The 25,842-nt window shown below is 69.8% G+C and carries 22 protein-coding genes, 3 tRNA genes and 1 pseudogene; 14 read left to right on the forward strand and 12 right to left on the reverse strand.

The genetic code is table 11. The annotated features are described in order from the left end of the window. The first annotated feature begins 10 nt into the window (after positions 1-10). From QMK24_RS19795 to QMK24_RS19815, 5 genes are all read left to right on the forward strand, one after another. Entirely contained in the window at positions 11-1,225 is a 1,215-nt protein-coding gene (locus QMK24_RS19795) for a PucR family transcriptional regulator (protein ID WP_502962587.1), read from the forward strand. A gap of 89 nt (positions 1,226-1,314) precedes the next feature. Further along, positions 1,315-2,310 (forward strand): ACP S-malonyltransferase, encoded by a 996-nt coding sequence (locus QMK24_RS19800; protein WP_283467658.1) that lies wholly within the window; start codon positions 1,315-1,317, stop codon positions 2,308-2,310. Further along, positions 2,307-3,314 (forward strand): ketoacyl-ACP synthase III, encoded by a 1,008-nt coding sequence (locus tag QMK24_RS19805; RefSeq protein WP_283467661.1) that lies wholly within the window; start codon positions 2,307-2,309, stop codon positions 3,312-3,314. Before QMK24_RS19800 ends, QMK24_RS19805 begins: the two co-directional genes overlap by 4 nt. 68 nt (positions 3,315-3,382) lie before the next feature. Next, entirely contained in the window at positions 3,383-3,634 is a 252-nt protein-coding gene (locus QMK24_RS19810; protein ID WP_283467663.1) for an acyl carrier protein, read from the forward strand. Positions 3,635-3,694: 60 nt separating this feature from the next. After that, entirely contained in the window at positions 3,695-4,957 is a 1,263-nt protein-coding gene (locus QMK24_RS19815) for a beta-ketoacyl-[acyl-carrier-protein] synthase family protein (RefSeq protein WP_283467666.1), read from the forward strand. Between the two features lie 132 nt (positions 4,958-5,089). On the opposite strand, the gene QMK24_RS19820 is transcribed toward QMK24_RS19815, so the two are convergent. Continuing rightward, entirely contained in the window at positions 5,090-5,965 is an 876-nt protein-coding gene (locus QMK24_RS19820; RefSeq protein WP_283467667.1) for an NAD(P)-dependent oxidoreductase, read from the reverse strand. A gap of 63 nt (positions 5,966-6,028) precedes the next feature. Beyond that, a complete protein-coding gene (locus tag QMK24_RS19825; RefSeq protein WP_283467668.1) occupies positions 6,029-6,523 on the reverse strand; it encodes a DUF3145 domain-containing protein in 495 nt (164 codons plus the stop codon). 260 nt (positions 6,524-6,783) lie between these two features. On the opposite strand from QMK24_RS19825, the gene QMK24_RS19830 reads away from it, so the two are divergent. Continuing rightward, positions 6,784-7,674 (forward strand): SGNH/GDSL hydrolase family protein, encoded by an 891-nt coding sequence (locus QMK24_RS19830; RefSeq protein WP_283467669.1) that lies wholly within the window; start codon positions 6,784-6,786, stop codon positions 7,672-7,674. Between the two features lie 68 nt (positions 7,675-7,742). After that, positions 7,743-9,230 (forward strand): MFS transporter, encoded by a 1,488-nt coding sequence (locus QMK24_RS19835; RefSeq protein ID WP_283467670.1) that lies wholly within the window; start codon positions 7,743-7,745, stop codon positions 9,228-9,230. A gap of 87 nt (positions 9,231-9,317) precedes the next feature. Here QMK24_RS19835 and QMK24_RS19840 read toward each other — a convergent pair whose 3' ends face one another. Continuing rightward, entirely contained in the window at positions 9,318-10,076 is a 759-nt protein-coding gene (locus QMK24_RS19840) for an EI24 domain-containing protein (protein WP_283467671.1), read from the reverse strand. A 145-nt stretch (positions 10,077-10,221) separates the two neighbouring features. Next, complete coding sequence (locus tag QMK24_RS19845) at positions 10,222-12,747, reverse strand: glycoside hydrolase family 3 protein (RefSeq protein WP_283467672.1); 2,526 nt, start codon at positions 12,745-12,747, stop codon at positions 10,222-10,224. Between the two features lie 153 nt (positions 12,748-12,900). Here QMK24_RS19845 and QMK24_RS19850 point away from each other — a divergent pair, with 153 nt between their 5' ends. After that, positions 12,901-13,467: a TetR/AcrR family transcriptional regulator gene (locus QMK24_RS19850; protein WP_283467673.1), complete on the forward strand. Its 567-nt coding sequence runs from the start codon at positions 12,901-12,903 to the stop codon at positions 13,465-13,467. A gap of 59 nt (positions 13,468-13,526) precedes the next feature. On the opposite strand, the gene QMK24_RS19855 is transcribed toward QMK24_RS19850, so the two are convergent. Both QMK24_RS19855 and QMK24_RS19860 read right to left on the reverse strand, forming a co-directional pair. Next, positions 13,527-13,955, reverse strand: coding sequence for an organic hydroperoxide resistance protein (locus QMK24_RS19855; RefSeq protein ID WP_283467674.1), 429 nt, complete (start codon positions 13,953-13,955; stop codon positions 13,527-13,529). A 112-nt stretch (positions 13,956-14,067) separates the two neighbouring features. Next, entirely contained in the window at positions 14,068-15,075 is a 1,008-nt protein-coding gene (locus tag QMK24_RS19860; RefSeq protein ID WP_283467676.1) for an NADP-dependent oxidoreductase, read from the reverse strand. 112 nt (positions 15,076-15,187) lie between these two features. Between QMK24_RS19860 and QMK24_RS19865 the strand changes: the two genes are divergently transcribed. Continuing rightward, the gene (locus QMK24_RS19865) at positions 15,188-15,616 is read left to right on the forward strand and encodes a MarR family winged helix-turn-helix transcriptional regulator (RefSeq protein WP_283467678.1); all 429 of its coding nucleotides are present in this window, start codon (positions 15,188-15,190) and stop codon (positions 15,614-15,616) included. 49 nt (positions 15,617-15,665) lie between these two features. Here the strand turns inward: QMK24_RS19865 and QMK24_RS41860 are convergent, their stop codons facing one another. From QMK24_RS41860 to QMK24_RS19890, 5 genes are all read right to left on the reverse strand, one after another. Continuing rightward, on the reverse strand, positions 15,666-16,319 hold the full coding sequence (locus tag QMK24_RS41860; protein WP_502962584.1) for an SCO2400 family protein: 654 nt from the start codon (positions 16,317-16,319) through the stop codon (positions 15,666-15,668). A 179-nt stretch (positions 16,320-16,498) separates the two neighbouring features. Next, a complete protein-coding gene (locus QMK24_RS19875) occupies positions 16,499-18,418 on the reverse strand; it encodes an ABC transporter ATP-binding protein (RefSeq protein ID WP_283467693.1) in 1,920 nt (639 codons plus the stop codon). Positions 18,419-18,459: 41 nt separating this feature from the next. Beyond that, complete coding sequence (locus tag QMK24_RS19880; protein ID WP_283467682.1) at positions 18,460-20,193, reverse strand: ABC transporter ATP-binding protein; 1,734 nt, start codon at positions 20,191-20,193, stop codon at positions 18,460-18,462. 69 nt (positions 20,194-20,262) lie between these two features. Further along, the gene (locus QMK24_RS19885) at positions 20,263-21,708 is read right to left on the reverse strand and encodes an FGGY family carbohydrate kinase (protein ID WP_283467683.1); all 1,446 of its coding nucleotides are present in this window, start codon (positions 21,706-21,708) and stop codon (positions 20,263-20,265) included. A 27-nt stretch (positions 21,709-21,735) separates the two neighbouring features. Beyond that, positions 21,736-22,032 (reverse strand): YtxH domain-containing protein, encoded by a 297-nt coding sequence (locus QMK24_RS19890; RefSeq protein ID WP_283467685.1) that lies wholly within the window; start codon positions 22,030-22,032, stop codon positions 21,736-21,738. 197 nt (positions 22,033-22,229) lie between these two features. Here QMK24_RS19890 and QMK24_RS19895 point away from each other — a divergent pair. The 5 genes from QMK24_RS19895 (at position 22,230) to QMK24_RS19915 (ending at position 24,183) form a co-directional block, all read left to right on the forward strand. Beyond that, positions 22,230-22,302 (forward strand) — tRNA-Asn (locus QMK24_RS19895). Positions 22,303-22,307: 5 nt separating this feature from the next. Continuing rightward, positions 22,308-22,380: transfer RNA gene (locus QMK24_RS19900), tRNA-Asn, on the forward strand. Between the two features lie 156 nt (positions 22,381-22,536). Beyond that, positions 22,537-22,610: transfer RNA gene (locus QMK24_RS19905), tRNA-Ile, on the forward strand. 935 nt (positions 22,611-23,545) lie between these two features. Then, complete coding sequence (locus QMK24_RS19910) at positions 23,546-23,779, forward strand: type II toxin-antitoxin system VapB family antitoxin (protein WP_283467694.1); 234 nt, start codon at positions 23,546-23,548, stop codon at positions 23,777-23,779. Beyond that, the gene (locus QMK24_RS19915; RefSeq protein WP_283467687.1) at positions 23,776-24,183 is read left to right on the forward strand and encodes a PIN domain nuclease; all 408 of its coding nucleotides are present in this window, start codon (positions 23,776-23,778) and stop codon (positions 24,181-24,183) included. Before QMK24_RS19910 ends, QMK24_RS19915 begins: the two co-directional genes overlap by 4 nt. A 69-nt stretch (positions 24,184-24,252) precedes the next feature. Here QMK24_RS19915 and QMK24_RS19920 read toward each other — a convergent pair. Then, a pseudogene (locus tag QMK24_RS19920) lies at positions 24,253-25,842 on the reverse strand (helicase-related protein); the annotation flags it as partial.

The following is a 25,842-nucleotide window of genomic DNA, read 5'->3' on the forward strand; positions in this document are numbered from 1 at the left end:
ACCCCTGGGGATAAGGCAGTCTTGTCCCGTGCCCGACACTCCGCAGCCCCCCAAAAAGCCCGTCCGTGCTGAGCACGCCGCGACCCTGCGCCGCCTGGAGAAGTCATCCGGCCGGCTGGCGGCGAACGCCATCGCCCGGATGGATGAACAGCTGCCGTGGTACCGGGCGATGCCACCGGAGAACCGGTCCTGGATCGGGCTGGTGGCCCAGGCGGGCATCGCGGCCTTCACCGAGTGGTTCCGGCACCCGGAGGCGCCGCAGGCGATCAGCACAGATGTGTTCGGGACGGCTCCCCGGGAGCTGACCCGGGCGATCTCGCTGCGGCAGACCGTGGAGATGGTGCGCACCACCATCGAGGTGATGGAAGCCGCGATCGACGAGGTGGCCGCGCCCGGCGACGAGTCCGTGCTGCGGGAGGCGCTGCTGGTCTACGCGCGGGAGATCGCGTTCGCCACCGCGCAGGTGTACGCGCAGGCGGCGGAAGCCCGGGGCGCGTGGGACGCGCGCCTGGAGTCGCTGGTCGTCAACGCGGTGCTGTCGGGCGAGGCGGACGAAGGTGTGCTGTCGCGCGCCGCTGCGCTGGGCTGGAGCTCCCCCGACAAGATCGTGGTGGTGCTCGGAACCGCGCCGAACGGCGACAGCGAGCTCACGGTGGAGGCCATCCGACGGGCCGCGCGGCACGCGAAACTGCAGGTGCTGACGGGTGTGCTCGGCGAGCGGCTGGTGGTGATCGCGGGCGGCGAGGGCGAACCGATCAAGGTCGCGAAGTCACTGATCGCCCCGTTCGCGGCCGGCCCCGTGGTGGCCGGCCCGGTCGTCGGGGATCTGCTGTCCGCCACCCGTTCGGCCCAGGCCGCCGCGGCCGGTCTCAAGGCGTGCGCCGCGTGGCCGGACGCACCGCGGCCGGTCGTCTCGGACGATCTGCTGCCCGAGCGCGCGATGGCCGGCGACCGGTATGCGCGTGAACAGCTGGTGGAGGAGATCTACAGACCGTTGGAGGAAGCGGGCTCCGCTCTCCTGGAAACGCTGAGTGTCTACCTCGAACAGGCCTCGTCCCTCGAAGGGGCGGCGCGGATGTTGTTCGTTCACCCCAATACCGTCCGCTACCGGCTGCGACGTGTGACGGACGTCACCGGATGGTCACCCTCCGATGTGCGCTCGGCGTTCACGCTACGCATCGCCCTCATCCTGGGACGACTCTCCGCCGCAGAACAATCACCCTGAGTTTTTGTTGGACACCAACAAATCGTCCAGCAGATCTTCGTCCCTGTCCCCACGGGCGCCGAACACCGTCCGCGAGAGAGAGTGTGTACGTGCTCGTACTCGTCGCTCCCGGCCAGGGTGCCCAGTCGCCCGGCTTCCTGACTCCCTGGCTCGAACTCACCGGTGTCGCCGACCGCCTTCACTGGTGGTCCGCGGTGGCCGGGCTCGACCTTGTCCACTACGGCACGAAGGCCGACGCGGACGAGATCCGCGACACCGCCGTGGCCCAGCCGCTGCTGGTGGCCGCGGGCCTGGTCTCGGCCCTGTCGCTGTTCCCACACCCGTCCGAGGGCCGGCGTGCGGTCGGCGCCGTGGCCGGGCACAGCGTCGGTGAGATCACCGCCGCCGCCGGCGCCGGCGTGATCACCGCCGAATCGGCGATGGCGCTCGTACGGCAGCGCGGACTGGCCATGGCCAAGGCCGCCTCCGTCACCACCACCGGCATGTCGGCGGTGCTCGGCGGCGACCCCGAGGCCGTCCTCACGCATCTGGAGAAGCTCGGCCTGACCCCGGCGAACATCAACGGCGCCGGCCAGATCGTCGCCGCCGGTACATCGGAGCAGCTGGCCGCGCTGGCCGAGGACAAGCCCGAGAAGGCCCGCGTCATCGCGCTGAAGGTGGCCGGCGCGTTCCACACGCGCCACATGGCCCCCGCGGTGTCCGCACTGGAGGCCCTCGTACCCGGTGTGACGGTGCACGACCCGGGTATCCGCTATGTATCGAACGCCGACGGCCAGGTCATCGGCAGCGGCGACGAGATTGTCCGACGGCTGGTCCAGCAGGTGTCCAACCCGGTCCGCTGGGACCTGTGCATGGAGACCTTCAAGGAGCTGGGCGTCACCGCGATCATCGAGATGGCTCCGGCCGGCACGCTGGTCGGCCTGGCCAAGCGCGCGCTGCCGGGCGTCAAGACGCTCGCGCTGAAGACCCCGGACGACATCGACGCGGCCCGCGCGATCGTCGCCGAGCACGGCGATCCGGGCGCGCCCGGCGCGGCCCTGCGGCGCACTCATCCTGCGGCTGAAGAGGAGTCACCCCAGACATGACCGCGAAGATCCAGCCCAGCCAGGGTGCCCCGTACGCGCGGATTCTCGGCGTCGGCGGCTACCGCCCGACCCGGGTGGTCCCCAACGAGGTGATCCTGGAGACGATCGACTCCAGCGACGAGTGGATCCGCTCCCGCTCCGGCATCTCCACGCGCCACTGGGCGAACGACGCGGAGACCGTCGCCGAGATGTCGCTCGAGGCTTCGGGCAAGGCGCTCGCGGACGCGGGTCTGGCAGCCGAGGACATCGGCGCGGTGATCGTCGCGACCGTCACTCACTTCAAACAGACTCCGGCGATCGCGACGGAGATTGCGCACCGGCTCGGCGCCGGCAAGGCCGCCGCGTTCGACATCTCGGCGGCCTGCGCCGGCTTCGCCTACGGGCTGACGCTCGCCAAGGGCATGATCACCGACGGCAGCGCCAAGCATGTGCTGGTCATCGGTGTCGAGCGGCTGAGCGACCTGACCGACCTGACCGACCGCGCCACCGCCTTCCTGTTCGGCGACGGCGCCGGCGCCGTCGTGGTCGGCCCGTCCGATGTGCCCGCGATCGGCCCGGCCGTCTGGGGTTCCGAGGGCGACAAGGCCGATGTGATCGCCCAGACCGATTCGTGGGAGGTCTTCCGCGACGGCGGTCAGCCGGAGAAGTTCCCGGCCCTGCGCCAGGAGGGCCAGACAGTCTTCCGCTGGGCGGTCTTCGAGATGGCCAAGGTGGCCCAGCAGGCGCTGGACGCCGCCGGGATCACCGCGGACCAGCTGGACGCCTTCATCCCGCACCAGGCGAACATGCGGATCATCGACTCGATGATCAAGGCGCTGAAGCTGCCGGAACACGTCGCGATCGCCCGCGACATCGAGACCACGGGCAACACCTCGTCCGCCTCCATCCCGTTGGCCATGGAGCGGCTGCTGGCCACCGGCCAGGCCAAGAGCGGCGACACCGCCCTGCTCATCGGCTTCGGGGCGGGTCTCGTGTATGCCGCAACTGTGGTTACTCTCCCCTAGTCACCAACCCTTCGCGGCGCCGCAGTCCCGCACGCCGCACTCCCCCGCAACACATAAGGAGCGCCGTAATGGCCGCCACCCAGGCAGAGATCCTCGAAGGCCTCGCCGAGATCGTCAACGAGATCGCCGGCATCCCGGTCGAGGACGTCCAGACGGAGAAGTCCTTCACCGACGACCTGGACGTCGACTCCCTGTCCATGGTCGAGGTCGTCGTGGCCGCTGAAGAGCGTTTCGAGACCAAGATCCCGGACGACGCCGTCAAGGACCTGAAGACCGTCGGCGACGCTGTCGACTACATCCTCAAGAACCAGCAGGCCTGACCTACCCCCTGGGACGACGCGTCTGTCGCCCGCCCTTCTAAACGTGGAGAGACAATTCCTGTGAACTCGACCAATCGCACTGTGGTCGTCACCGGTATCGGCGCAACCACACCGCTGGGTGGCGACAGCGCGTCGACCTGGGAAGGCCTGATCACCGGACGCTCCGGCATCAGCGCTCTGGAGCAGGACTGGGCCGCGGAGCTGCCCGTACGCATCGCCGGGCAGATCGCCGTCGAACCGTCGGAGATCCTGCCCCGGCCGCAGCTGCGCAAGCTGGACCGCTCGGCGCAGTTCGCGCTGATCGCGGCCCGCGAGGCGTGGGCCGACGCGGGCTTCACCGCCAAAGCCGGCGTGGACTCCTCGATCGACCCGGACCGGCTCGGCACGGTCGTCGCCTCCGGCATCGGCGGCGTCACCACGCTGCTGGGCCAGTACGACGTGCTCAAGGAGCAGGGCGTCCGCAAGGTCTCCCCGCACACCGTGCCCATGCTCATGCCGAACAGCCCGTCCGCCAACGTCGGCCTGGAGGTCAACGCGCGGGCCGGCGTCCACTCGCTGGTCAGCGCGTGCGCGTCCGGCGCCGAGGCGGTCGGCTACGCCATCGAGATGATCCGCACCGGCCGCGCCGATGTGGTCGTCGCGGGCGGCACCGAGGCGGCCATCCACCCGCTGCCGATCGTCGCCTTCGCCAACATGATGGCGATGTCGAAGAACAACGACGACCCGCACGGCGCTTCGCGTCCGTACGACAAGGGCCGTGACGGCTTCGTCCTCGGTGAGGGCGCAGGCGTCATCGTCCTGGAGTCGGCCGAGCACGCCGCCCGACGGGGCGCCAAGGTCTACTGCGAGGCGCTGGGCCAGGGGCTGTCCGCGGACAGCCACCACATCGCGCAGCCCGAGCCGACCGGCCGCGGCATCTCCGCCGCGCTGGAGCACCTGATCGCCTCCACCGGCCTGGACACCTCCGAGATCGTGCACCTCAACGCGCACGCGACCTCGACCCCGCAGGGTGACATCGCCGAGGTCAAGGCGCTCGCCAAGGTGCTGGGCCACGAGCTGGAGCACATCGCGATCTCCGCCACGAAGTCGATGACCGGGCACCTGCTCGGCGGCGCGGGCGGCATCGAGACCGTGGCCACCGTGCTCGCACTGCACAATCGCCTCGCCCCGCCGACGATCAACATCACCGACCTCGACGACGACGTCGACCCGAAGCTGGTCTCCACCGAGGCCCGGCCGCTGCCGGAGGGCCCGATCATCGCCCTCAACAACTCGTTCGGCTTCGGCGGGCACAACGTCGTCCTGGCGTTCCGTACGGCCTGAACCTTCTGAACGGCCTGAACGGCCTGAACGGTCCGCACGGTCCGATCTGCGGGCCGGTGAGGGCGCAGCGGTGAAGTGGCTTATTTCCGTGGTCTGTTGACCAGGGAAATGAGCCATTCCGCTGTCCGGCCGCTAGGTGTCGAAGCTCGCGAAGTACGAGGCCGCCATGTCCTCGCCGCCGTGCCCCTGCCCGGCGGCGCGGCTGAAACGCTCGGCGCAGGCGGCGGCGACGTCCAGGCGTACGCCGTGCGCCTGCCCGGCGGCGACGATGAGCCGGGCGTCCTTGAGCGCGCCGTCGACCGTGAAGTTCGGAGCGAAGTCACCGCTGAGGATCGCCTCGGACTTCATCCGCAGGTAGGGGAGGTCGAGCGGGCCGCCGCCGAGCGCCTCGAAGAAGTGGCGGGGGTCGACGCCCAGGCCCTTGGCGAGCGCCATCGCCTCGGCGGCGCCGTTGGTGACCGCCAGGACCCAGCTGTTGAGAACCAGCTTCAGGCTGCTGCCCGTTCCCTCCGCCCCGTCCTCGCCCAGCCAGAGGACCTTGCGGCCGATCGCGTCGAACACCCGGTCCGCCACCGGCCTGGCCGCCCCGGGTCCGGCGGCCAGCACCGTCAACTGGCCCCCTTCGGCGGCCTGCCGGGTGCCGAGCACGGGCGCGTCCACGAAGTGCACACCGCGCTCGCGGGCGAGCGCGGCCAGCGGCGCCAGCCCATCGGGGCCCACGGTGCTCGTCTGGGCCCAGACCACGCCCTCGCGCAGCCCGGGGGACGCGTCCCGCATGGTCCGCAGAACGGACGGACCGTCAAGCAGCATGGTGATGACGGCGTCCGCGCCGCGTACGGCCTCGGCGGGGTCGCCCGTGATGTGCACGCCTTCGGCGGCCAGTGGCTCCGCGCGGGAGAGGGTGCGGTTCCAGGCCCGGACTTCATGCCCGGCGGCGGCGAGGTTGCGGGCCATGCCCGCGCCCATGATGCCGGTGCCGAGGACTGCTACGGAAAGGGTGTCGGCCATACCGGCACATTAGGCCCTGGGACGGGTTGAAGGGCAGGGGCACGGCAGGGGCGCGGCAGGGAGTCACACGACCTGGTGCAGCCAGCGGACCGGCGCGCCCTCGCCGGCGTAGCGGAACGGTTCGAGTTCGTCGTCCCACGGCTTGCCGAGCAGCCTGGCGACCTCGGTCTCCAGATCCGCCTCGCCCGTGCTGGCGCGCTGCAGTGCGGCGCGGAGCCGGTCCTCGGGGATGAGGATGTCGCCGTGCATGCCCGTGACGGCATGGAAGATGCCGAGTTCGGGGGTGCTGCTGTATCTCTCCCCTTCGGCGGCCGGGCAGGGCTCGGCCGTGACTTCGAAGCGCAGCAGATGCCAGCCGCGCAGGGCGGACGCCAGCTTCGAGGCCGTACCGGGCTCCCCCTGCCAGGAGAACTCGGCCCGCCAGGTGCCCGGTGAGACGGGCTGGCGGATCCAGTCGAGACTTACGCGCACGCCGAGGACGCCCGCGACGGCCCATTCGACGTGCGGGCACAGCGCGCGCGGGGCGGAGTGAACGTACAGAACTCCACGTGTCGTCACCGGTACCTCCAGTGTGGGACGAGGTTCGCCTTCCCCAGCGGCCTCACGCCCGAACCGGCTGCTTCCGGGGCAACATTAGATATTCTGCACCATTGATAACAATCAGGACAAGAGTTAACTACTGCCAACTGGGCCTCGGTAAACCTCCCACCGGATCGCCGGCGTCTGTCAGGGAAAAGCTACCGTGCGACGTCTCCACAGGAGTGACGTACCGTCGGGCTCGGACCAGATGTCACCCACTCGTCGGAGGGGATAGCCGGATGCGACAGTTTCTGCGAGGCTGCCTGGCCGCTGCCGCCGCCTCGCTGTTGCTGGCCGGATGCTCCGGCGGAGGGCCCGAACCGCACCGCGACGCCGCCGTCGCCGAAAGCCGGGCGCCTGCTCCCAAGCCCACCCCCAAGCCCACCCCCACGTGGGACGCCCGCCCCGCGTCGATCGCCGCGCTCGGCGATTCCATCACCCGTGGCTTCGACGCCTGTTCCCTGCTCGCCGACTGCCCCGAGGTGTCCTGGGTCACCGGCAGCCGCACCCAAGTGGACAGCATCGCCGGGCGGGTGCTGGCCGGAGCGGCCGCCGCCAACAGCTGGAACCTCGCCAAGAGCGGGGCCCGGATGTCCGATCTGCCGGACCAGGCGGAGACCGCCGCCGCCAAGAAGCCGTCGCTGGTGACCGTACTGATGGGCGCCAACGACGCCTGCCGCGAGTCGGCCGCCGACATGACGCCGGTGGCCGGCTTCCGCACCGACTTCACCCGGGCGATGGCCGGCCTGCACAGCGCCCTGCCGAAGTCCCAGGTGTTCGTGGCGAGCATCCCCGACCTCAAGCGGCTGTGGGAGGTGGGCAAGGAGAACCCGCTCGGCAAGCAGATCTGGAAGCTCGGGGTCTGCCCCTCGATGCTGCGCGACGCCGACTCGGTGGCCGAGAGCGCGCAGACCCGGCGGGACGCGGTCCGGGCGCGGGTGGTGGCGTACAACCGCGTGCTCAAGGAGGTGTGCGGACAGTACGATCACTGCCGCTACGACGGCGGCGCGGTCTTCGACTACCGCTTCACGCCGGACGAGTTGAGCAGCTGGGACTGGTTCCACCCCAACGCCCGGGGGCAGGCGCAGCTCGCCCGGATCCTCTTCACCGCGGCCTTCGCCAAGCCGTAGCGAACCCCGCCAACTCCCCTGATTCATGCGGACAGAAGCTGACCGCATAGGTCCGTAACGTACTGCCCATGGACACGAAGAACGCACTCCACCGGTACCGCTGGCTCGGGTACACCGCCGTCATCGCAGCGAGCGTCATGGATCTCCTGGACTCCACCGTCGCCAATGTGGCGGCGCCCGCGATCCGCGCCGGACTTGGCGGTTCCTACGCCGACCTCCAGTGGATCGCGGCGGGATACACCCTCGCCATGGCGGTCGCGCTGCTCACCGGCGGACGGCTCGGCGACATGTACGGGCGCAAGCGGATCCTGCTGGCCGGGATCGCCGGCTTCACCCTCACCTCGATGGTGTGCGCGACGGCCCAGTCGCCGGAGATGCTGATCCTGGCACGGATCGCGCAAGGCGTGTGCGGCGCGGTGATGCTGCCGCAGGGCTTCGGACTGACCCGGGACCTGTTCCCCGCCGCCGAGATGAAGAAGGCGTGGGGGATCTTCGGACCGCTGATGGGGCTGTCCGCGGTGATGGGCCCGATCATCGCCGGCGTGCTGATCCACGCGGATCTGTTCGGCACCGGCTGGCGCATGATCTTCGGGATCAACCTGCCGATCGGCGCGTTCGCCTTCGTGATGGGATGGAAGTACCTGCCGGACGTGGCCCCCACCGCCCGTGGCGCGCGGCTGGACGTCCCCGGTGTGCTGCTCGCCGGAACCGGCGCCTTCCTGCTGGTCTTTCCCCTGGTGCAGGGCCGTGAACTGGGCTGGCCCACCTGGGTGCGGGTCATGCTCGTCGCCTCGCTGCCGGTCCTGGCGGTCTTCGCCCGCTACCAGGTGCTGCGCAAGCGCTCGGGCCGCACCCCGCTGGTGGAGCCGAGCGTGTTCACCAAGCGCGCCTATGTCTCCGGCGTCGCGTTCGCCATCGCCTTCACCGCGTCCATGGGCGGCATGATCCTGACGCTGGGCATCTTCCTGCAGCTCGGCCTCGGCTACACCGCGCTGCACTCCAGCCTCACCACCGCGCCCTGGGCGCTGGGCGCCCTCTTCGGCTCCGCCTTCGGCGGCATCATGATGACCCGCCTCGGCCGCCGTATCCTGCACCTCGGTCTGATCCTGATGGGCGGCGGACTGCTCGCCCTCTACGGCGTCTTCCAGTGGGCCGGAGCGGACATCACGGACTGGGAGTTCGCCGCCCCGCTGCTGGTCGGCGGCGCCGGGATGGGCATGATCTTCGTACCGCTCTTCGACATCATCCTGAACGGCGTCGACGGCCACGAGATCGGCTCCGCCTCGGGCACCCTGCAGGCCCTTCAGCAACTCGGGATGACGCTCGGCTTCGCCGTCCTCGGCACCGTCTTCTTCAACATCCTCGGCGGCGCGAAGCCGGGTCCGGCCGGCCACATCGACGCCGCGCTGCACGCCGCCGGGACGACGGCGCTCTGCACAGTGGGGCTGATCGCGCTGGCCTTCGTACTCGGCTTCTTCCTTCCGAAGACGGTCCGCTCCGCGGAGGAGGAGCCGGTGCCGGTGGCGGAACCGGCCCGGGAGCCGGCGCTGGTCTGAGGTACTCCCTCAATCGCCGGACGGGCTATGTCCTCAATCGCCGGACGGGCTGGAAGAACCAGCCCGTCCGGCGCTTGAGGACGTTCTTCATTCATCGATGTCTTCGACGGACGCGGGTACGAGTTCGCGCACCAGCAGCGCGGCGCCCGCGACGGCGCCCGGCATCGCGAAGACGGCGATCACCGGCACCAGGAACAACAGCACCAGCGGCACGCCGAATCCGAGCGCCAGCGGGAGCCGGCCGCGCAGCAGCCGCAGCCGCGTCCGCAGCGGAACGGAGCGGCGCTGCATGGCCACCCCGGTCAGCTCCGTGGTCAGAAATAAGCCGGAGACGCAGAAACCCACGACCGGTACGACGGTCTGGCCCACCACCGGGATGAAACCGCAGGCGAAGAGCACCACGCCGAAGGCGACGACGTGCGCCAGCACGGACAGGCTGTCCCGCGCCGAGGTCAGGATCTCGCGCCAGAGCGGGATACCGGGCTTGGACGGGGCCCCGCCCTGTATCTCCTCGACGTGTTCCGAGAGCGCCTCATAGAACGGTTCACCGATCAGCAGGGTCACGGCGGTGAAGGTCACCATCGCCAGCAGCAGTCCGCCGCCGAAGACGATGACGGTCAGCGTCCAGCGCAGCAGCGACCGCCACGGTGTGTCCCAGCCGTCCGCGAAGGGCGTCGCCCAGGCCGACAGATCGTCCGACCAGATGCCGAGGGCGACGAGCGCGGCGATGTAGAGGACCAGGGCGATCAGGCCGGGCAGCAGCCCGAATCCCCACCAGCGCCGGTGCCGGGCCACCCAGCGCTGGCCTTCCAGGAAGTACTTGACGCCGGTCGCGAGATCACGCATGGGCGTCACCCTAACGACTCGGCCGGGGAGCGACCGAAGGGGCGTTGCGGATGGGGACCCGGCGGAGAAAGGGGCGGGGCGTGTCAGGACGCCCCGCCCCTCGTTGTGGGTCCCCCGGCCGGTACCGCGCGGGTGTTGGCGGGTTTTACGGGAGGTCGAGCGGCGCGCTCACCCTGCGGTCGGCGACCGAGCGGCCGGCCTGGACCTCGTAACGGCCCGGGACGAGCAGCCAGTCACCGGCCGCCTCGTCCCACACCTCGGCGGCTCGGCGCGGGAGTTCGATGACGGCCTCGGCGCTCTCGCCGGGTCCGGCCTGTACGGAGGCGAAGCCGGCCAGCCAGCGGGCCGGGCGCTCGACCGCGTCGTCAGCGGGGGCCAGATAGACCTGGACGACCTCGCGACCGGGGCGCGAACCGGTGTTGCGGACCCGGACGGTGAGAGTGCCGAGCGCCCCGCCCTCACCGTCACCGTCACCAGATCCGGCGCCGCGCTCGAACTCCGCCGACTCGTAGGCCCAGTCGGTGTACCCGAGGCCGTGCCCGAAGGGGTAGGCGGGTGTGGCGCCGGCCTTCTCCCAGGCGCGGTAGCCGATGAAGACGCCCTCGTCGTAGGAGAGCGTGCCGTCGTCCGGGGTGACCTGACTGACGGGCACGTCCGCCAGGTTCACCGGCCAGGTGGTGGGCAGCCGGCCGCCCGGCTCCTCGTCGCCGAGCAGCACGTCGGCGAGCGCGGCGCCGGCCTCCTGGCCGGGGAACCAGCCGAGCAGCACCGCGGCGACATCCTCACGCCACGGCATCTCCACCGGGGAGCCGGAGTTGACGATGACGACGGTGCGCGGGTTCGCGGCGGCGACCCGGGCGACCAGTTCGTCCTGGCGGCCGGGCAGCCGCAGGTCGGTGCGGTCGAAGCCCTCGCTCTCGACGCGCTCGGTGGTCGCGACGACCACGATCGCCGTGTCGGCCGCCGCGGCGGCCGTGACGGCCTCCTCGATCAGCTGGTCGGGGTCGCGCTCCGGCTCGCCGTGCACGAAGGAGAAGCAGATGGCCTGGATCGGGGCGTCGGCGAACTTCGCGACGGTGTAGGTGAGGCTGACCTCGACGGTCTCGCCCTCGGCCAGTTCCACCGTGCCGCGCGGCACCGGGGAGCCGAAGAACGCCTCGAACGGGTCGGCGTGGTCGGCGTGGTCGGAGGACTGCACGCCGTCGAAGAGCACGGTGCCGGCGACGACGAGCCGGAAACCGCCGAGGCCGCGGGTGCCGAACGCGTGCGCACCGCTCTCCCGGGGGGTGAAGGTACCAGTGGCCTCGACGGTGGTCACCGCTTCGTAGCTGACGCCTTCCGGCATGTCGCCGAGCCACTGCACCATGCCGTTGGGCATCCGCTCGGAGCCCAGCTCCCGGCCGTCGGTGTCGCGGGCGACGGCGCGCAGCGTGAAGCCCTTGTCGGCGACGGAGAGTTCATCGCTGGGATCGGCGCCGACGGCGTAGCTGAGCTCGACGCCCTCGGGCAGCGCGCTGCGCAGGCCGTCGAGCGGCGAGACGATGTGGTCGGGGAAGACCTGCGCCGAACCGCCGCCGAGTACCCGGGCGTCACGGGCCGCGGCGCCGATCAGGGCGATACCGCGGACGGCCGAGGCGTCGACGGGCAGCGCGCGGCCGCCGCCGGGCACGGTCTCGTTGCGGACGAGCACGAAGGCCCGGCGGGCGATCTCGCGGGCCAGCGCCTCGCCGTCGATCCCGGCCGGGCGGTCCCCTGCGGCGACGGCGGCCGGGGCGCCGTCCAGGATGCCGACACGGGCGGCGAGCCGCAGTACGTTGCGGACGGCCTCGTCGACCACCGGTTCCTCGACGCGCCCGTCCCGGACGGCGACGGCCAGTGCCTCGCCGTAGACGGTCCGCGGACCGGGCATCGCCACGTCCAGGCCGCCGGTGATGGTGCCGACGGTGTCGCGGGCGGCCATCCAGTCGGAGACGATGTAGCCGTCGAAGCCCCATTCGCCGCGCAGCACCACGTTCTGCAGGTAGTGGTGCTCGCTCATCGTGGTGCCGTTGACGCCGTTGTAGGCGCACATGATGCCCCACGGGTGGGCGTTCTTGACGATGGCCTCGAACGGCGCGAGATACAGCTCGCGCAGCGCGCGGGCGCCGACGACGTTGTCGACGGTGAAGCGCTCGGTCTCGGCGTCATTCGCCACGAAGTGCTTGACGGTGGTGCCGACGCCGCCCGCCTGGACGCCCGCCACATAACCGGTGCCGATCGCGCCCGTGAGATACGGGTCCTCGGAGTACGCCTCGAAGTGCCGTCCGCCGAGCGGGGAGCGGTGCAGGTTGACCGTCGGCGCGAGGAGTACGTGTACCCCCTTGCGGCGGGCCTCCTGCGCGAGCAGGTTGCCGGCCCTGCGGGCCAGCTCCGGGTCCCAGGTCGCGGCGAGCGCGGTCGGGCTGGGCAGCGCGATCGACGGGTCGTCCGCGGTCCAGCGCACCCCGCGCACCCCGATCGGGCCGTCGGACATCACCAGCGAGCCGAGCCCGATCTCGGGCAGCGCGGGCAGCGTCCACATGTCCTGGCCGGACAGCAGCCGCGCCTTGGCGCCCAGGTCGAGCTTGCCCAGCGCGGCCTCCACCGCATCCTCGATGGTCGCGCGCCCGAGATCCGTCCCGAGATCCGTCATCTTCTGCTCCCTGTGTCCCTTGGTGTCGTCCCGGCTCCCATCCTCACCCCACCTACCTGTAGATCGGTAGGGTAAGTTATGAATACGTTACTTAAATCTCACATCGATTAGGATCACGGCCGAACAGAGACGGCCGAACAGAGGGGGCGTGGAGTGTCCAGGACGACCGGCGACCGGCGGACGGAAATCGTCCAGGCGGCCGTGGAAGTGATCGCCGAACGCGGCTACCGGGGGGCGTCCCTCGGTGCGGTGGCCGAGCGGGTGGGACTGACCCAGCAGGGGCTGCTGCACTACTTCCCGACGAAGGAGGCGCTGCTGGTCGCGGTGCTGGCCGCACGGGACCAATGGGACATGGCCTCCACGGCGCTGCACGGCACGACCTGGCCGCTGGAGATGCTGACCTCCCTGGTCGAGTACAACGCGACCCGGCCGGGCATCGTGCAGACCTTCACGGTCCTCGCGGGCGACAGCGTCACCGAGGACCATCCGGCCCGCCCCTACTTCGAGGAGCGCTACCGGTGGGTGCGGGAGGGCGCGGCCGAGATGCTGCGCGCGGAGTTCGGCGAGCTGCTGCCCGGCGGCCTCACCCCGGAGCGGGCCGGGCCGCTGCTCATCGCCGTGATGGACGGCCTGCAGGTGCAATGGCTGCTGGATCCCGAGTCGGTGGACATGGCGGCGGCGTTCCGGGACTTCGTCGCGCTGCTGAGCGGAAACACGTAAGGACCGCACCCCGAGGAGTGCGGTCCTTACGTGTTCGCTTCTGCCGTCGGACGACGGACTCAGACGACGGAGAGCGCCACGTCGATGTTGCCGCGCGTCGCGCTGGAGTACGGGCACACCTGGTGCGCCTTCTCCACGAGGTCCTTGGCGGTGGCCGCGTCCACGTTCGGGATCGAGACCGCTATCTCGACCTTGAGACCGAAGCCGCCGGCCGGGGTCTTGCCGAGGCCGACCTTGGCGGTCACCAGCGAGCCGGATATGTCCGCCTTCTCCTGGCGGGCCACCACACCGAGGGCGCCCTGGAAGCAGGCGCTGTAGCCGGCGGCGAAGAGCTGCTCCGGGTTGGTGCCGGCGCCGTTGCCACCCAGCTCCTTGGGCGGGTTGACGATCACGTCGAGCTTGCCGTCGTCGGTGGCGACCCGGCCGTCACGGCCGTTCTCGGCAGTGGCGACCGCGGTGTACAGGACGTCTACGGACTGGATGGTCATGAATAGAACCCCTCCTGGTATGTGCACTCACGTGCATCGCCGCGACTCGCGCCCACGATCGCAACAATTTGTTGAAGAGCTTAGCCGGTCACTTCGCGCGGGCTCCAGCGGTTCACTCGGGAAGGCTGACGATCATCTTTCCGGTGTTGTCGCCGCGCAGGACCCCGAGGAATGCCTCGAAGTTCTGCTCGATGCCCTCGACGAACGTCTCGCGGTAGCGCAGCTTGCCGTCCCGGATCCAGCCGCCGACCTCCTGCACGAACTGCGGCTGGAGCGCGGCGTGATCGCCGACCAGCATGCCCTGCAGCCGCAGCCGCTTGCCGATGACCTGGGCGAGGTTGCGCGGCCCGGTCGGCGCCTCGGTGTCGTTGTACTGGGCGATGGCGCCGCAGAGCACGGCGCGCCCGAAGAGCTTGAAGGAGCTGATCGCGGCTTCCAGGTGCTCGCCGCCGACGTTGTCGAAGTAGACGTCGATACCGTCGGGCGCGGCCTGCTTGAGCTGCTCCGCGACGGGGCCGTTCTTGTAGTTGAACGCGGCGTCGAAGCCGTACTCCTCGACGAGGAGCTTGACCTTCTCGTCCGAGCCGGCGCTGCCGATCACCCGGGAGGCGCCCTTGAGCTTCGCGATCTGGCCGACCTGACTGCCGACCGCACCGGCCGCACCCGAGACGAAGACCGCGTCGCCCTCCTTGAAGGAGGCGGTCTCCAGCAGTCCGGCGTACGCGGTCAGACCGGTCATGCCGAGCGCGCCCAGGTAGGTGCTGAGCGGCGCGGCCTGCGGGTCCACCTTGACGGCGTGCGCGGCGTCGAGGACGGCGTACTCGCGCCAGCCGAGCCAGTGGAGGACGTGGTCGCCGACCGCGAATCCCTCGGTGTTGGAGGCGGTGACACGGCCGACCGCGCCGCCCGCCATCGGCTCGTTGAGGGCGAACGGCGGCGAGTACGACTTCACGTCGTTCATCCGGCCGCGCATGTACGGGTCGACCGAGAGGTACAGGTTGCGGACGAGGATCTGGCCGGGAGCCGGCTCGGCCGTCTCGACCTCACGCAGGGCGACGTCATCGGACGTGGGCCACCCGTGGGGGCGGGCGACCAGGTGCCATTCACGGCTCTTCGGCATGAGAGGGTGCCTCCGTCCGCCATAGCTTGACTATGGCAAAGATTGATTTCCTCAAATAACGATGGACCTTGATGGTTGAGGTTGTCAAGTAACCGGAGGTACGCTGTGGCCCATGTCCTCCACGCCTCAACGTACCGACCCCCTGACCCTCGAAGTGGTTGATCTGATCGCCACGGTCGTGGCGCGCTACCACGAGGAGTACGAGGAGGCCGCTGCCCGCCATCAGCTCACCGGCGCGCAGGCGCGCCTGCTGGCGCTCCTGTCCCGGGAGCCGCTGCCCATGCGGCAGATCGCCCAGCAGCTGAAGTGCGAGCCCTCCAACGTCACCGGGATCGTCGACCGGCTGGAGGCGCGCGGGCTCGCCGAACGCCGGACCGACCCGTCCGACCGCCGTATCAAGCTGGCCGCCGCCACCGAGGAGGGGCGGGAGACGGCGGCCCGGCTGCGCGGCGCGCTCAGCTTCGCCCGCGCACCGCTCGCGGGTCTGTCCGAGGCCGAACGCACCTCACTGCGCGACCTGCTCAAGCGCATGCTGGCCTGACGCCCGGCTGCCCGCGCCCGCCGTTCCAGCCCTCAATCGGCCTGTCGCCCTACCCGCACGACCACAGGAAGCGCTTGCACGTCGGGCTCTGCGTCGGGCTCGGCGGTTGTGTCGTCGGGGGAGGTTGCGAGGTGGACGGCGACGTGGAGCGGGTGGACGGCGGCGCGGACCGCGTGGGCGGCCGGGAGGACGACGGGGCCGCGCTCGGCGTGCCGGACGGGGTGCCGGAAGTGCGGGCCGGTGCCGAGTGGACGGGCCGGGCCGTGCTCCGCCGCAAGCCGGGACTGGACGCGGCGGCCTGCGGGACGGAGTCCCCTGCCGGGGTCTGCGACGGGCGGGGATCCGCTTCCGGCCCGCCCGCGAAGGTCCCCGCCGACAGTGCGGCGGCCGTGCACGCGACCAGGACGAGGCCGAGACCGGCCCCCGTGAGCATCCGGGTCCTGCCGCGGCGCGCCGACTGGCGCCGGCGCCGGGCGGCCCGGCCGCCCGCCGTGCGCTCCGGCTCCGGCTCCGGCTCCAGCTGTGGCTCCGGCTGCGGCTCCGGCTGCGGCTCCGGCTGCGGCTCCAGCTCCGGCGGGGCGGTCGACGCCTCGGGCACCGGCGCCGGTTCGGCGGGGCCGGTGAAGTGTTCCACGGGCGTGCCGCACCCGGGGCACGACAGGGCGCCGTTGAGGTGCCGTCGGCACGAGTAGCAGTAATCCATTGTGGTGGGGACGCTATGCGGCCAGTTGGTCACAGGTGAATGCGCTGCTGTGAGGATTCTGAGAAGATCCCCTGACCACAGGGGCGTTGCCGGACAATCCGGTCCCCCTCGCGGCCGTCCGGCCCTCGCCGGACGGCCGCGGCGAGGACACGGCTTGGGATACGGCTTGGGATACGGCGTCAGTCGACCTCCGCCACCGCCTGCGCGAACTGCGCCGCGTACAGCCGGGCGTAGGCGCCCTCGGCGTCCAGCAGCTCGGTGTGGGTGCCCTGCTCCACGATCGCGCCGGACTCCATGACCAGGATCACGTCGGCGTCGCGGATCGTCGACAGCCGGTGGGCGATGACGAAGCTGGTCCGGCCGTGCGCCAGGGTGGCCATGGCACGCTGGATCAGCACCTCGGTGCGGGTGTCGACCGAACTGGTCGCCTCGTCGAGCACGAGGATCACCGGGTCGGACAGGAACGCGCGCGCGATGGTGATGAGCTGTTTCTCGCCCGCGCTGACCCCCGAACCCTCGTCGTCGATCACCGTGTCGTAGCCGTCCGGGAGGGTGCGGATGAACCGGTCGGCGTGGGCCGCCCGCGCCGCCTCCTCGATCTGCTCGCGGGTGCGGCCCTCGGAGCCGTACGCGATGTTCTCCGCGATGGTGCCGCCGAACAGCCAGGTGTCCTGCAGCACCATGCCGATGCCGGAGCGCAGTTCCTCGCGGGACATCGCGGCGATGTCCACGCCGTCCAGGGTGATCCGGCCGCCGGTCACCTCGTAGAACCGCATCAGCAGATTGACCAGCGTGGTCTTGCCCGCGCCGGTCGGTCCGACGATCGCGACGGTGTGCCCGGGCTCCACGCACAGCGACAGATCCTCGATCAGCGGCTTGTCCGGCTGGTACCGGAAGGCCACCTTCTCCAGTTCCACCCGGCCGAGCAGCTCACGCGGGCGCGCGGCGTCCACCGGGTCCGGGTCCTGCTCGGGGGCGTCCAGCAGCTCGAAGACCCGCTCGGCGGAGGCGACCCCTGACTGCACCAGGTTGGACATGCTCGCCACCTGCGTGAGCGGCTGGCTGAACTGGCGGGAGTACTGGATGAACGCCTGCACATCACCGATGGACAGCGCGCCGGACGCGACCCGCAGCCCGCCGACCACCGCCACCAGCACGTAGTTGATGTTCCCGATGAACATCATCGCGGGCTGGATGATCCCGCTGATGAACTGCGCCTTGAAACCCGACCGGTAGAGCGCCTCGTTCTGCTCCTCGAAGGCCGCCGCCGACTCGTCCTGCCGTCCGAAGACCTTCACCAACGAGTGCCCGGTGTACATCTCCTCGATGTGGGCGTTGAGCTTGCCGGTGGTCTTCCACTGCTGCACGAACTGCGGCTGCGCGCGCTTGCCGACCTTCGTCGCGACGAACACCGACACCGGCACCGTCACCAGCGCGACCAGCGCCAGCAGCGGCGAGATCCAGAACATCATCACCAGCACGCCGAGGATCGTGAGCAGGGAGTTCACGATCTGGCCCATGGTCTGCTGGAGCGTCTGGGCGATGTTGTCGATGTCATTGGTGGCCCGGCTGAGCACCTCACCGCGCGGCTGCTGGTCGAAGTACGACAGCGGCAGCCGGGACAGCTTCGCCTCGATGTCCTCACGCAGCCGGTAGACGGTGCGCTGGATGACGTTGGTGGCGGTGCGCATCTGCACGAGGCTGAACAGCCCGGCGGCCACGTAGATCCCCAGCACGGTCAGCAGCACGCTGCCCACCGCGTTGAAGTCGATGCCCTGGCCCGGGGTGAAGTCCACCGCGGAGAGCAGGTCGGCGATCTTGCCCTGGCCGTGCTGGCGCATGTTCTCGATCGCCTGCGCCTTGGTGGTCCCGGGCTGCAGCTGCCCGCCGATCACCCCGGAGAAGATCAGGTCGGTGGCGTGGCCGAGGATCTTGGGGCCCAGCACGGAGAGCGTCACGCTCGCGGTGCCGAGCGCCAGCACCAGACAGAGGAACAGCCGGTCCGGGCGCATCAGGCGGATCAGCCGCCGGAAGGAGCCCTTGAAGTCCATCGACCGCTCGACCGGCCCGCCGCCCATGAAGCGCGCGGGCCCGGCCATCGGCGCGGGACCGCGGCGGGGCGCGGATTTTGCCGGGGTGGTCATGCTGCCTCCTGCTCGGTGAGCTGGGAGAGCACGATCTCCCGGTAGGTCGGGTTCTCCGACATGAGCTCGCTGTGGGTGCCGGTGCCCACCACCTGGCCCTCGTCGAGCACGATGATCCGGTCCGCGTCCCGGATGGTGCTCACCCGCTGCGCGACGATCACCACGGTGGCGTCGGCGGTCTCCCGGCCCAGCGCCGAGCGCAGCGCCGCGTCCGTCGCGTAGTCGAGCGCGGAGAAGGAGTCGTCGAAGAGGTAGATCTCGGGCCGGCGCACCAGTACCCGCGCGATGGCCAGCCGCTGCCGCTGGCCGCCGGATACGTTCGTGCCGCCCTGCGCGATCGGGGCGTCCAGGCCGCCGTCGAGGTTCTCCACGAACTCGCGGGCCTGCGCGACCTCCAGCGCGTGCCAGAGCTCCTCGTCGGTCGCGTCGGGCTTGCCGTAGCGCAGATTGGTCGCAACGGTCCCGGAGAACAGATAAGGCTTCTGCGGTACGAGGCCGACGGTCTCGGCGACCAGCGCCGGTGCCAGGTCCCGCACCGACACCCCGTCGACGAGCACGTCGCCGCCGGTCGCGTCGTAGAGCCGGGGCACGAGCCCCAGCAGGGTGCTCTTGCCACTGCCCGTCGACCCGATCACCGCGGTCGTCTCCCCCGGGCGGGCGACCAGGTCGACGCCGCGCAGCACCGCCGCCTCGGCGCCCGGGTAGCTGAAGTCGGCGCCGCGCAGCTCCAGATGGCCGTGCCTGAGCAGTTTCGTCACGGGCGCGAGGGGAGGCACGACGCTCGACTCGGTCGCCAGGACCTCCTCGATGCGTTCCGCGCACACCTCGGCGCGCGGCACCATCATGAACATGAAGGTGGCCATCATGACGGACATCAGGATCTGCATCAGATAGCTGAGGAACGCGGTCAGCGCGCCGATCTTCATGCCACCGCTGTCGATCCGGTGCGCGCCGAACCACATCACCGCGACGCTGGAGACGTTCACGACCGTCATCACGACGGGGAACATCAGCGCCATCAGCCGGCCGGTCTGCAGCGACACATCCGTCAGCTCGTCGTTCGCGCCGGCGAAGCGCCGCTTCTCGTAGTCGTCCTTCACGAACGCCCGGATGACCCGGATGCCGGTGATCTGCTCGCGCAGCACCCGGTTCACCGTGTCGACGCGCTCCTGCATGGTGCGGAACAGCGGACGCATCCGGCGGACGATCAGACCGATGAGGATGCCGAGCACCGGAACGACCGCGAGCAGCAGCGACGACAGCGGTACGTCCTGGCCGAGCGCCATGATGATGCCGCCCACGCACATGATCGGCGCCGAGACCATCAGCGTGAAGGTCATGAGCACCAGCATCTGCACCTGCTGGACGTCATTGGTGGTGCGGGTGATCAGGGACGGGGCCCCGAACTGGCCGACCTCGCGGGCGGAGAAGCTCTGCACCCGGTCGAAGACGGAGGCGCGGATGTCACGGCCGACGGCCATGGCCGTCCGGGCTCCGAAGAACACCGCTCCGACCGCGCACACCACTTGGAGCACGGTCACCGCGATCATGATCCCGCCGATCCGCAAGATGTAGCCGGTGTCGCCCTTGACGACACCGTTGTCAATGATGTCGGCGTTGAGGGTGGGGAGGTAGAGCGTGGCGATGGTCTGCACGAGCTGCAACAGCACGAGGAGCGTGATGGGTCGCTGGTACGGGCGCAGGTGGGTGCGGAGAATTCGGATCAGCACACGGAATCTCTCAGGGTCGGCTTGATCGGCACGCGATCATATCTTCCGACATCCTGTACCCGCATGTGTTTAAACCTCGGCAAAGGCTCCGGGGTGGGTCTCTTCCCGGACGGCCGTGTACTGCTGGCGTACCGCCTGTCCCACCGGCATGTCGTCGCCCGGTTCCAGCAGTTGGAGCCCGCCGCTCCGCCAGGGCGGCGGCTCCTGCGCCGTACCGGAGCCGAGCACCGCGCCCAGCGACCACGCCGCCTGCCGGGCCGCGCCCAGCGCCGCGTAGTCCCCCGGCTGCGGCACCACCACCTGCGCCTCGAAGAGCGCCGGTGCGATCGCCTGCACCGCGGGCAGCTCGGCGGCGGCGCCCAGCAGGAAGATCCGCCGGATCCGGACCCCGCGCCGGCGCAGCACGTCCAGCGCGTCCGCCAGCCCGCAGAGCATGCCCTCGAACGCGGCCCGCGCCAGGTGCTCCGGCTTCATGCTCTCGCGCCGCAGCCCCGCCAGCGTGCCGGCCGTGTGCGGCAGGTCCGGGGTGCGCTCGCCCTCCAGATACGGCAGCAGCACCAGCCCGTACGCGCCGGGCGTGGACCGCAGCGCCAGCTCCGACAGGCCCGCGAGGTCCGTGCCGAGCAGCTCGGCGGTCGCACGCAGTACGCGCACCGCGTTACGGGTGTGCAGTACGGGCAGATGACGCCCGGTGGCGTCCGCGAAGGAGGTGACGGTCCCCGAGGGGTCGGTCAGCGCCTCGTCGTGCACGGCGAAGACGGTGCTGGAGGCGCCCAGCGAGACCACCGCGTCGCCCGGGCCGACACCGAGGCCGAGCGCCGCCGCCATCGTGTCCCCGGTTCCCGCCGAGATCAGCAGCCCCTCGGGGGTCTGCCCGGCCGGTTCCGCGGGCCCCAGTACATACGGCAGCGCCACCTGGTGCCCGAGCGCCAGCTCCACCAGTTCGGGCCGGTACTCCCCCGTGGCCGACGACCAGTAGCCGGTCCCGGACGCGTCGCCGCGGTCCGTCGTCCGCCGCTGCGGCCGTCCCAGCAGCTGCCAGACCAGCCAGTCGTGCGGCAGCAGCACCTCCGCGGTGCGCTGCGCCGCCGCCGGCTCGTGCTGCGCCAGCCAGCGCAGCTTCGCCACCGGATGCGCTGCCTGCGGCACGGACTGGACGGCCGCCGCCCACTCCGCCGGGCCGCCCAGCGCCTCGGTCAGATCCGCGGCCTGCGGCTGCGCCCGCTTGTCACCGCGCAGCAGCGCCTGGCGGACCAGTACGCCACCCGCGTCGAGCGCCAGCAGGCCCTGCTGCTGCCCGGATATGCCGATCGCCAGGACGCCCTCGAGCACGCCGTCCTTGGCCGCCTCGCCGAGCGACAGCAGCCAGGACTGCGGATCGATCTCGGTCTGCTTGCCCTCGCCCTCGACGGGATGGGGCGCGTACCCCTGCCGGAGCACCTCGCCGGTATCCGAGTCGCACACGACGACGGTGGTCCCTGCGGTCGAACTGTCGATGCCCGCGACTTTCCCCATAGGGGGAGATGATGCCGCACGGAGCCGTCAGGTGTTCGAGGTACCCCAGTCGTCCTCCGCGGCACCCCGGTCGCGCAGCGCCCTGACCCGCGCGGTCACCGATTCCGGCATCTTGTCGCCGACCTTGGAACCGACGAGGTCGGCGGCCTTCACCGCGGCCCCGCGCCCGGTCTGTGCCGCGCTCTCGGCGGCGTTGCGCACCGCCGGATTCTGCGCGATCCGCTGGGCGCTCTTGCGCAGCTGCTCATACCGCTCCCGCCCGGCCCGCGCCCCGAGCACGTAGCCGACGACGGCTCCGGTGATGAACGTCAGCCGGTAGCGCATGGGCTCCACCCTTCCTCGTACTCGTACCCGCCCGAACCTGTGGACTGTGCTTCGCGCCTACCCGCCGTAGCCGGGTGACAACCGCGGCGATACGAGTTGGCGGAGCACCCCCCCACTTGCGCTAATGTATGTCTCGCAGCGAGCACGCGCTGTCCGGCTGGTCCGGACGTGGGCGTATTTCGGTGCACACAGCGCAATCCCCTGTAGCTCAATTGGCAGAGCAGCCGGCTGTTAACCGGCAGGTTACTGGTTCGAGTCCAGTCGGGGGAGCGCGGTCCCCTGTAGCTCAATTGGCAGAGCATTCGGCTGTTAACCGGAGGGTTACTGGTTCGAGTCCAGTCGGGGGAGCAAGCGACAAGAGGACCCTTTGGGGTCCTTTTTCGTTTCCCGGGAACCACCCGCCCCCTGATCGAAGTCCAGTGAGTGATGCGTCTGTGACCCGCGAGGGCGACAGATCGTATGAGCAGCTATGCTGCGGCAGACGGTGCGTGAGACGTGTCGTACGGGGCGGTAGCTCAGCCGGTTAGAGCAGCGGACTCATAATCCGTCGGTCGTGGGTTCGAGTCCCACCCGCCCCACCTGTGCAAGCCTCTGACCTGCGGAAACGTCTCTTCTGGGGCATTGGAACATGAACTTGCGCTCAACGGACTGAATCCGCTGCTCAGTTGGATGGAGCATTGCGTAGCCCCCTTCCGCCTTGGGTGGACGCCAACGCGCTGACCTGCTGTTTTGCGGTTGATCAAGTTGGCCACCAGCTGGGGTGTGGCTGTCCCTGAGGGTCGCAGCACAGGTTGTGGGGACGTGGTGGGGACGCGGGGATCGGGTCGGGGCGGGTAGTAGCGTTGGCTGGACGCGCCGATCGTTTCCAGGTAACGGCCCGTACTGGAAACGGCCCAACTGGAACACCGGATGCGACCTTGGAGGTTCCGTCGGCCGGGGGAGTGCGCAAGCCGCTGGGCAGCGCCAGGCCCTACAGCTCCTTGCCCATCCGATGCTCGGATGCCGCGGTCCCGGGCGTCATCGGTGGACAGAAGCGGGGGACGCTCAGAAGTCCCGGCTTGGGGTATCGCCGTGCAGCACAGACGGCGGGCAGTCGGGGTGAGGGCCGGCCAGGGCGGCGTCGGCGTCCTTGCAGCTGCTGCGGACGGACCGTTGGCCGGCCAGGGAGCGGTCACGCGAAGACCTGTGCCTGATTGTCACTGATCGCGTGAGGCCAGTTGATCACCATTGTAATCGTTTGGGCCAGTTTCATCCGCCCATGCGACGGAGTAGCAGATGTCCAGGATGGCGAGGCGCGGTGGAGAGCACACACGAGCGATCTGCGTCCATGTGGCCCATTAGGGCCTCACTCCCCCTGGCTGACCCCGCCGCCGAACGTCGCATCGGCCGATGATCGCACCATGAATCACTGGGCCCCATCGCCATCGACGACGCGGAACGAGCCGTTTTCTGCAGCCGTCAATGTTGGCAATGTATCGTAGACGCATACATCAACATCAGGGAGATGGTGATTGTGTCGGTCACCCAGATTGATCTCGACGACGAGGCGCTGGCAGAAGCCATGCGGTTGATGGGCGTCACGACGAAGAAGGAGACGGTCAACACGGCCCTGCGGGACTACGTGGACCGGATCAAGCGGCTGGAGGCCGCCGAGAAACTTGCCGTCCGCGGGGCACAGGGCGAGTTCGAACAGGCCGCCGCCGCATACGACGCGGCGAAGCAGGCTCGGCGGGCGGCCTTCGAGTGATCTCGTACCTGCTTGACACCTCCGCACTGTGGCACCTCTTCCGCACCCCGGGGGCGCTGCGCCCCTGGGAGGGACACATCGCGGCCGGGGTGTTCCGCGTCTGCGAACCCACCCGGACCGAGTTCCTGTTCTCGGCCACCAGCCCGTCCCACCGCGACGAGCTGGCCGAGGAACTGGACGCGTTGTGCCCGCTGTCCGCGGTGCCGAAGAACGCGTGGCGCTGGGTGGACACCGCCCAGTACAAACTCACCCAGCGCAGCCAGCACCGCTCCGCCGGCGCGATCGACCTACTGGTCTGCGCAACCGCGGTCCACCACGGCCACACCGTGCTCCACGTGGACAACGACTTCGCCACCGTGGCCGGCATCCTCAAGGACGTACAACAACGCGACATTCGCACCTGACACCGACCGAGTTCGTGGTCGCTGACCTGATGGCGACCCGCCTGCCGCAGTACGGGTGCAGTATCCAAGTCACTGTCCCGCGACTGTGAACCGGGACTGCTCTCTGAGCGCAGCCACCGCACCCTCCAGATCCGCGAGACGTGCGGCAAGGGTGGCCTCCGCGAGCCGGGTTGGCAATGCGGCGCTGAACTTGAGGCCGTTCAACGCACGCGCATCCACTGCGGGAAGACACAGCTGATCGATGGCCTCTGCAGTGGCCTTCCTCCATTCCGCGGGCGTCACGTCCTCGCGAAGTCGGATGCAGGTGTCCGTTGGCCTCTGGAGCGGATCGGCGATCGTGGCGAGTGTGGCGGCCAGGGTGGCGTTGGCCCGGTAACCGGCCCAGGTCCACCAGCGCACGTTGGTGTCACGCCCGCCCCTGACGATGACTGTCCCGTCCGGATGGACCAGTTCCGAGCTGCCTTCGCGTGCCTGGGTCACTGCAGCCGTGGCGCACACGGTAAAGGCAACCGGCGGGTCGGAGCCGAGCAGTACTTCTCTTGCCGCGCGGGTCAGTTCATACGATGCGGTCCGGCCGGAACCTACTCCTCCCCAACGCGCTTTGCCGCCGCCATCGACCGGTTCGACGAAGCATCGCCGCCGGGACCAGTCGATATACGTCACCTGCCAGTTCCGTCCTGCAAGGAGCAGACGCCGAGGACCGGGCACCTCTTCTGTCAGTAGCGCGGGATTGGTCGTGCCGATCTCGGAGCGACCCGACAGCACCGCGAATTCCGGAGCTGCCGTGAACACTGCAGTGAGATCCATGAAATGTCGGTACCCGAAGCGGCGTTCTGCTTCCGGACCAATGAAGAGCATCCCTCCGTCCTGATGCAGGAACCCCTCTTCAATCAGGTGACGCACGATAGGCTCGGCCGAACTTCCGAAGGGTCCGAGTCCTCCCCACCATTCCTGCCACAGTCGATCCCCGACTCGATGTTCCTGCAAACAGAGGGCCAGCACTTGTTGCGCGACAATGTGCCGCGGTTCCGGCGGAGCGACCATCGGCTCCACCCAGCCGCGCGACCACAACAGCAAGAGTGCTACTCACCGATCAGTCCCTCCTCGTCGACGGTGAGGAACAGGCAGTTGCGGGTGGAACCCGGGCGCCGGCCGGTGCGGCCAAGACGCTGGAGGAAGGAAGCCACAGTCCCGGGCGCATCGATCTGGATGACGCGGTCCAAGTCACCCACGTCGATACCCAGTTCCAAGGTGCTGGTTGAAACGATCACGCAGTCGCGCGCATCAGCGAAAGCTTCTTCCGCTCGGCGGCGTTCATCCACTGAAAGGGACGCGTGAGACAAGAAAGTGGTCACGCCCTTAGTGCGCAGGCTCTCTCCCAGCTTCTCAACCTGTCGACGCAATTCGCAGAACACCAGACGCTTCTCGCCTTGGTGGAGTGCTGCGATCACCGTGGCCGCGTTCTCCAGCGACCCAACATAGTCAACCTGAATGTCGCCGGGCGGTGGCAGCATCGGGGATTCCTCGCTCAGGCCTCGTTGTTTCACCGCGTTGGTCGGCTGAGTCTGTGCCCGTGATGTCGCTTTCGCCGGTCCCCGTGGGTGGTGTCGGGTAGGGCTGCGCGTCGGCTGTCGTGCCGGGGACGCTGGGTTCCACGGT

The sequence above is a fragment of the Streptomyces sp. PH10-H1 genome, from assembly GCF_030063355.1.
In the GTDB taxonomy this organism is placed as follows: domain Bacteria; phylum Actinomycetota; class Actinomycetes; order Streptomycetales; family Streptomycetaceae; genus Actinacidiphila.

What these genes read in the sequence shown, in the direction of transcription:
- QMK24_RS19810 (WP_283467663.1), top strand. Translation starts at nt 3,383, where the DNA reads ATGGCCGCCACCCAGGCAGAGATCCTCGAAGGCCTCGCCGAGATCGTC.
- QMK24_RS19845 (WP_283467672.1), bottom strand. Translation starts at nt 12,747, where the DNA reads ATGACGGATCTCGGGACGGATCTCGGGCGCGCGACCATCGAGGATGCG.
- QMK24_RS19855 (WP_283467674.1), bottom strand. Translation starts at nt 13,955, where the DNA reads ATGACCATCCAGTCCGTAGACGTCCTGTACACCGCGGTCGCCACTGCC.
- QMK24_RS19820 (WP_283467667.1), bottom strand. Translation starts at nt 5,965, where the DNA reads ATGGCCGACACCCTTTCCGTAGCAGTCCTCGGCACCGGCATCATGGGC.
- QMK24_RS41860 (WP_502962584.1), bottom strand. Translation starts at nt 16,319, where the DNA reads ATGGATTACTGCTACTCGTGCCGACGGCACCTCAACGGCGCCCTGTCG.
- QMK24_RS19830 (WP_283467669.1), top strand. Translation starts at nt 6,784, where the DNA reads ATGCGACAGTTTCTGCGAGGCTGCCTGGCCGCTGCCGCCGCCTCGCTG.
- QMK24_RS19885 (WP_283467683.1), bottom strand. Translation starts at nt 21,708, where the DNA reads ATGGGGAAAGTCGCGGGCATCGACAGTTCGACCGCAGGGACCACCGTC.
- QMK24_RS19805 (WP_283467661.1), top strand. Translation starts at nt 2,307, where the DNA reads ATGACCGCGAAGATCCAGCCCAGCCAGGGTGCCCCGTACGCGCGGATT.
- QMK24_RS19840 (WP_283467671.1), bottom strand. Translation starts at nt 10,076, where the DNA reads ATGCGTGATCTCGCGACCGGCGTCAAGTACTTCCTGGAAGGCCAGCGC.
- QMK24_RS19835 (WP_283467670.1), top strand. Translation starts at nt 7,743, where the DNA reads ATGGACACGAAGAACGCACTCCACCGGTACCGCTGGCTCGGGTACACC.
- QMK24_RS19860 (WP_283467676.1), bottom strand. Translation starts at nt 15,075, where the DNA reads ATGCCGAAGAGCCGTGAATGGCACCTGGTCGCCCGCCCCCACGGGTGG.
- QMK24_RS19875 (WP_283467693.1), bottom strand. Translation starts at nt 18,418, where the DNA reads ATGGCCGGGCCCGCGCGCTTCATGGGCGGCGGGCCGGTCGAGCGGTCG.
- QMK24_RS19890 (WP_283467685.1), bottom strand. Translation starts at nt 22,032, where the DNA reads ATGCGCTACCGGCTGACGTTCATCACCGGAGCCGTCGTCGGCTACGTG.
- QMK24_RS19865 (WP_283467678.1), top strand. Translation starts at nt 15,188, where the DNA reads ATGTCCTCCACGCCTCAACGTACCGACCCCCTGACCCTCGAAGTGGTT.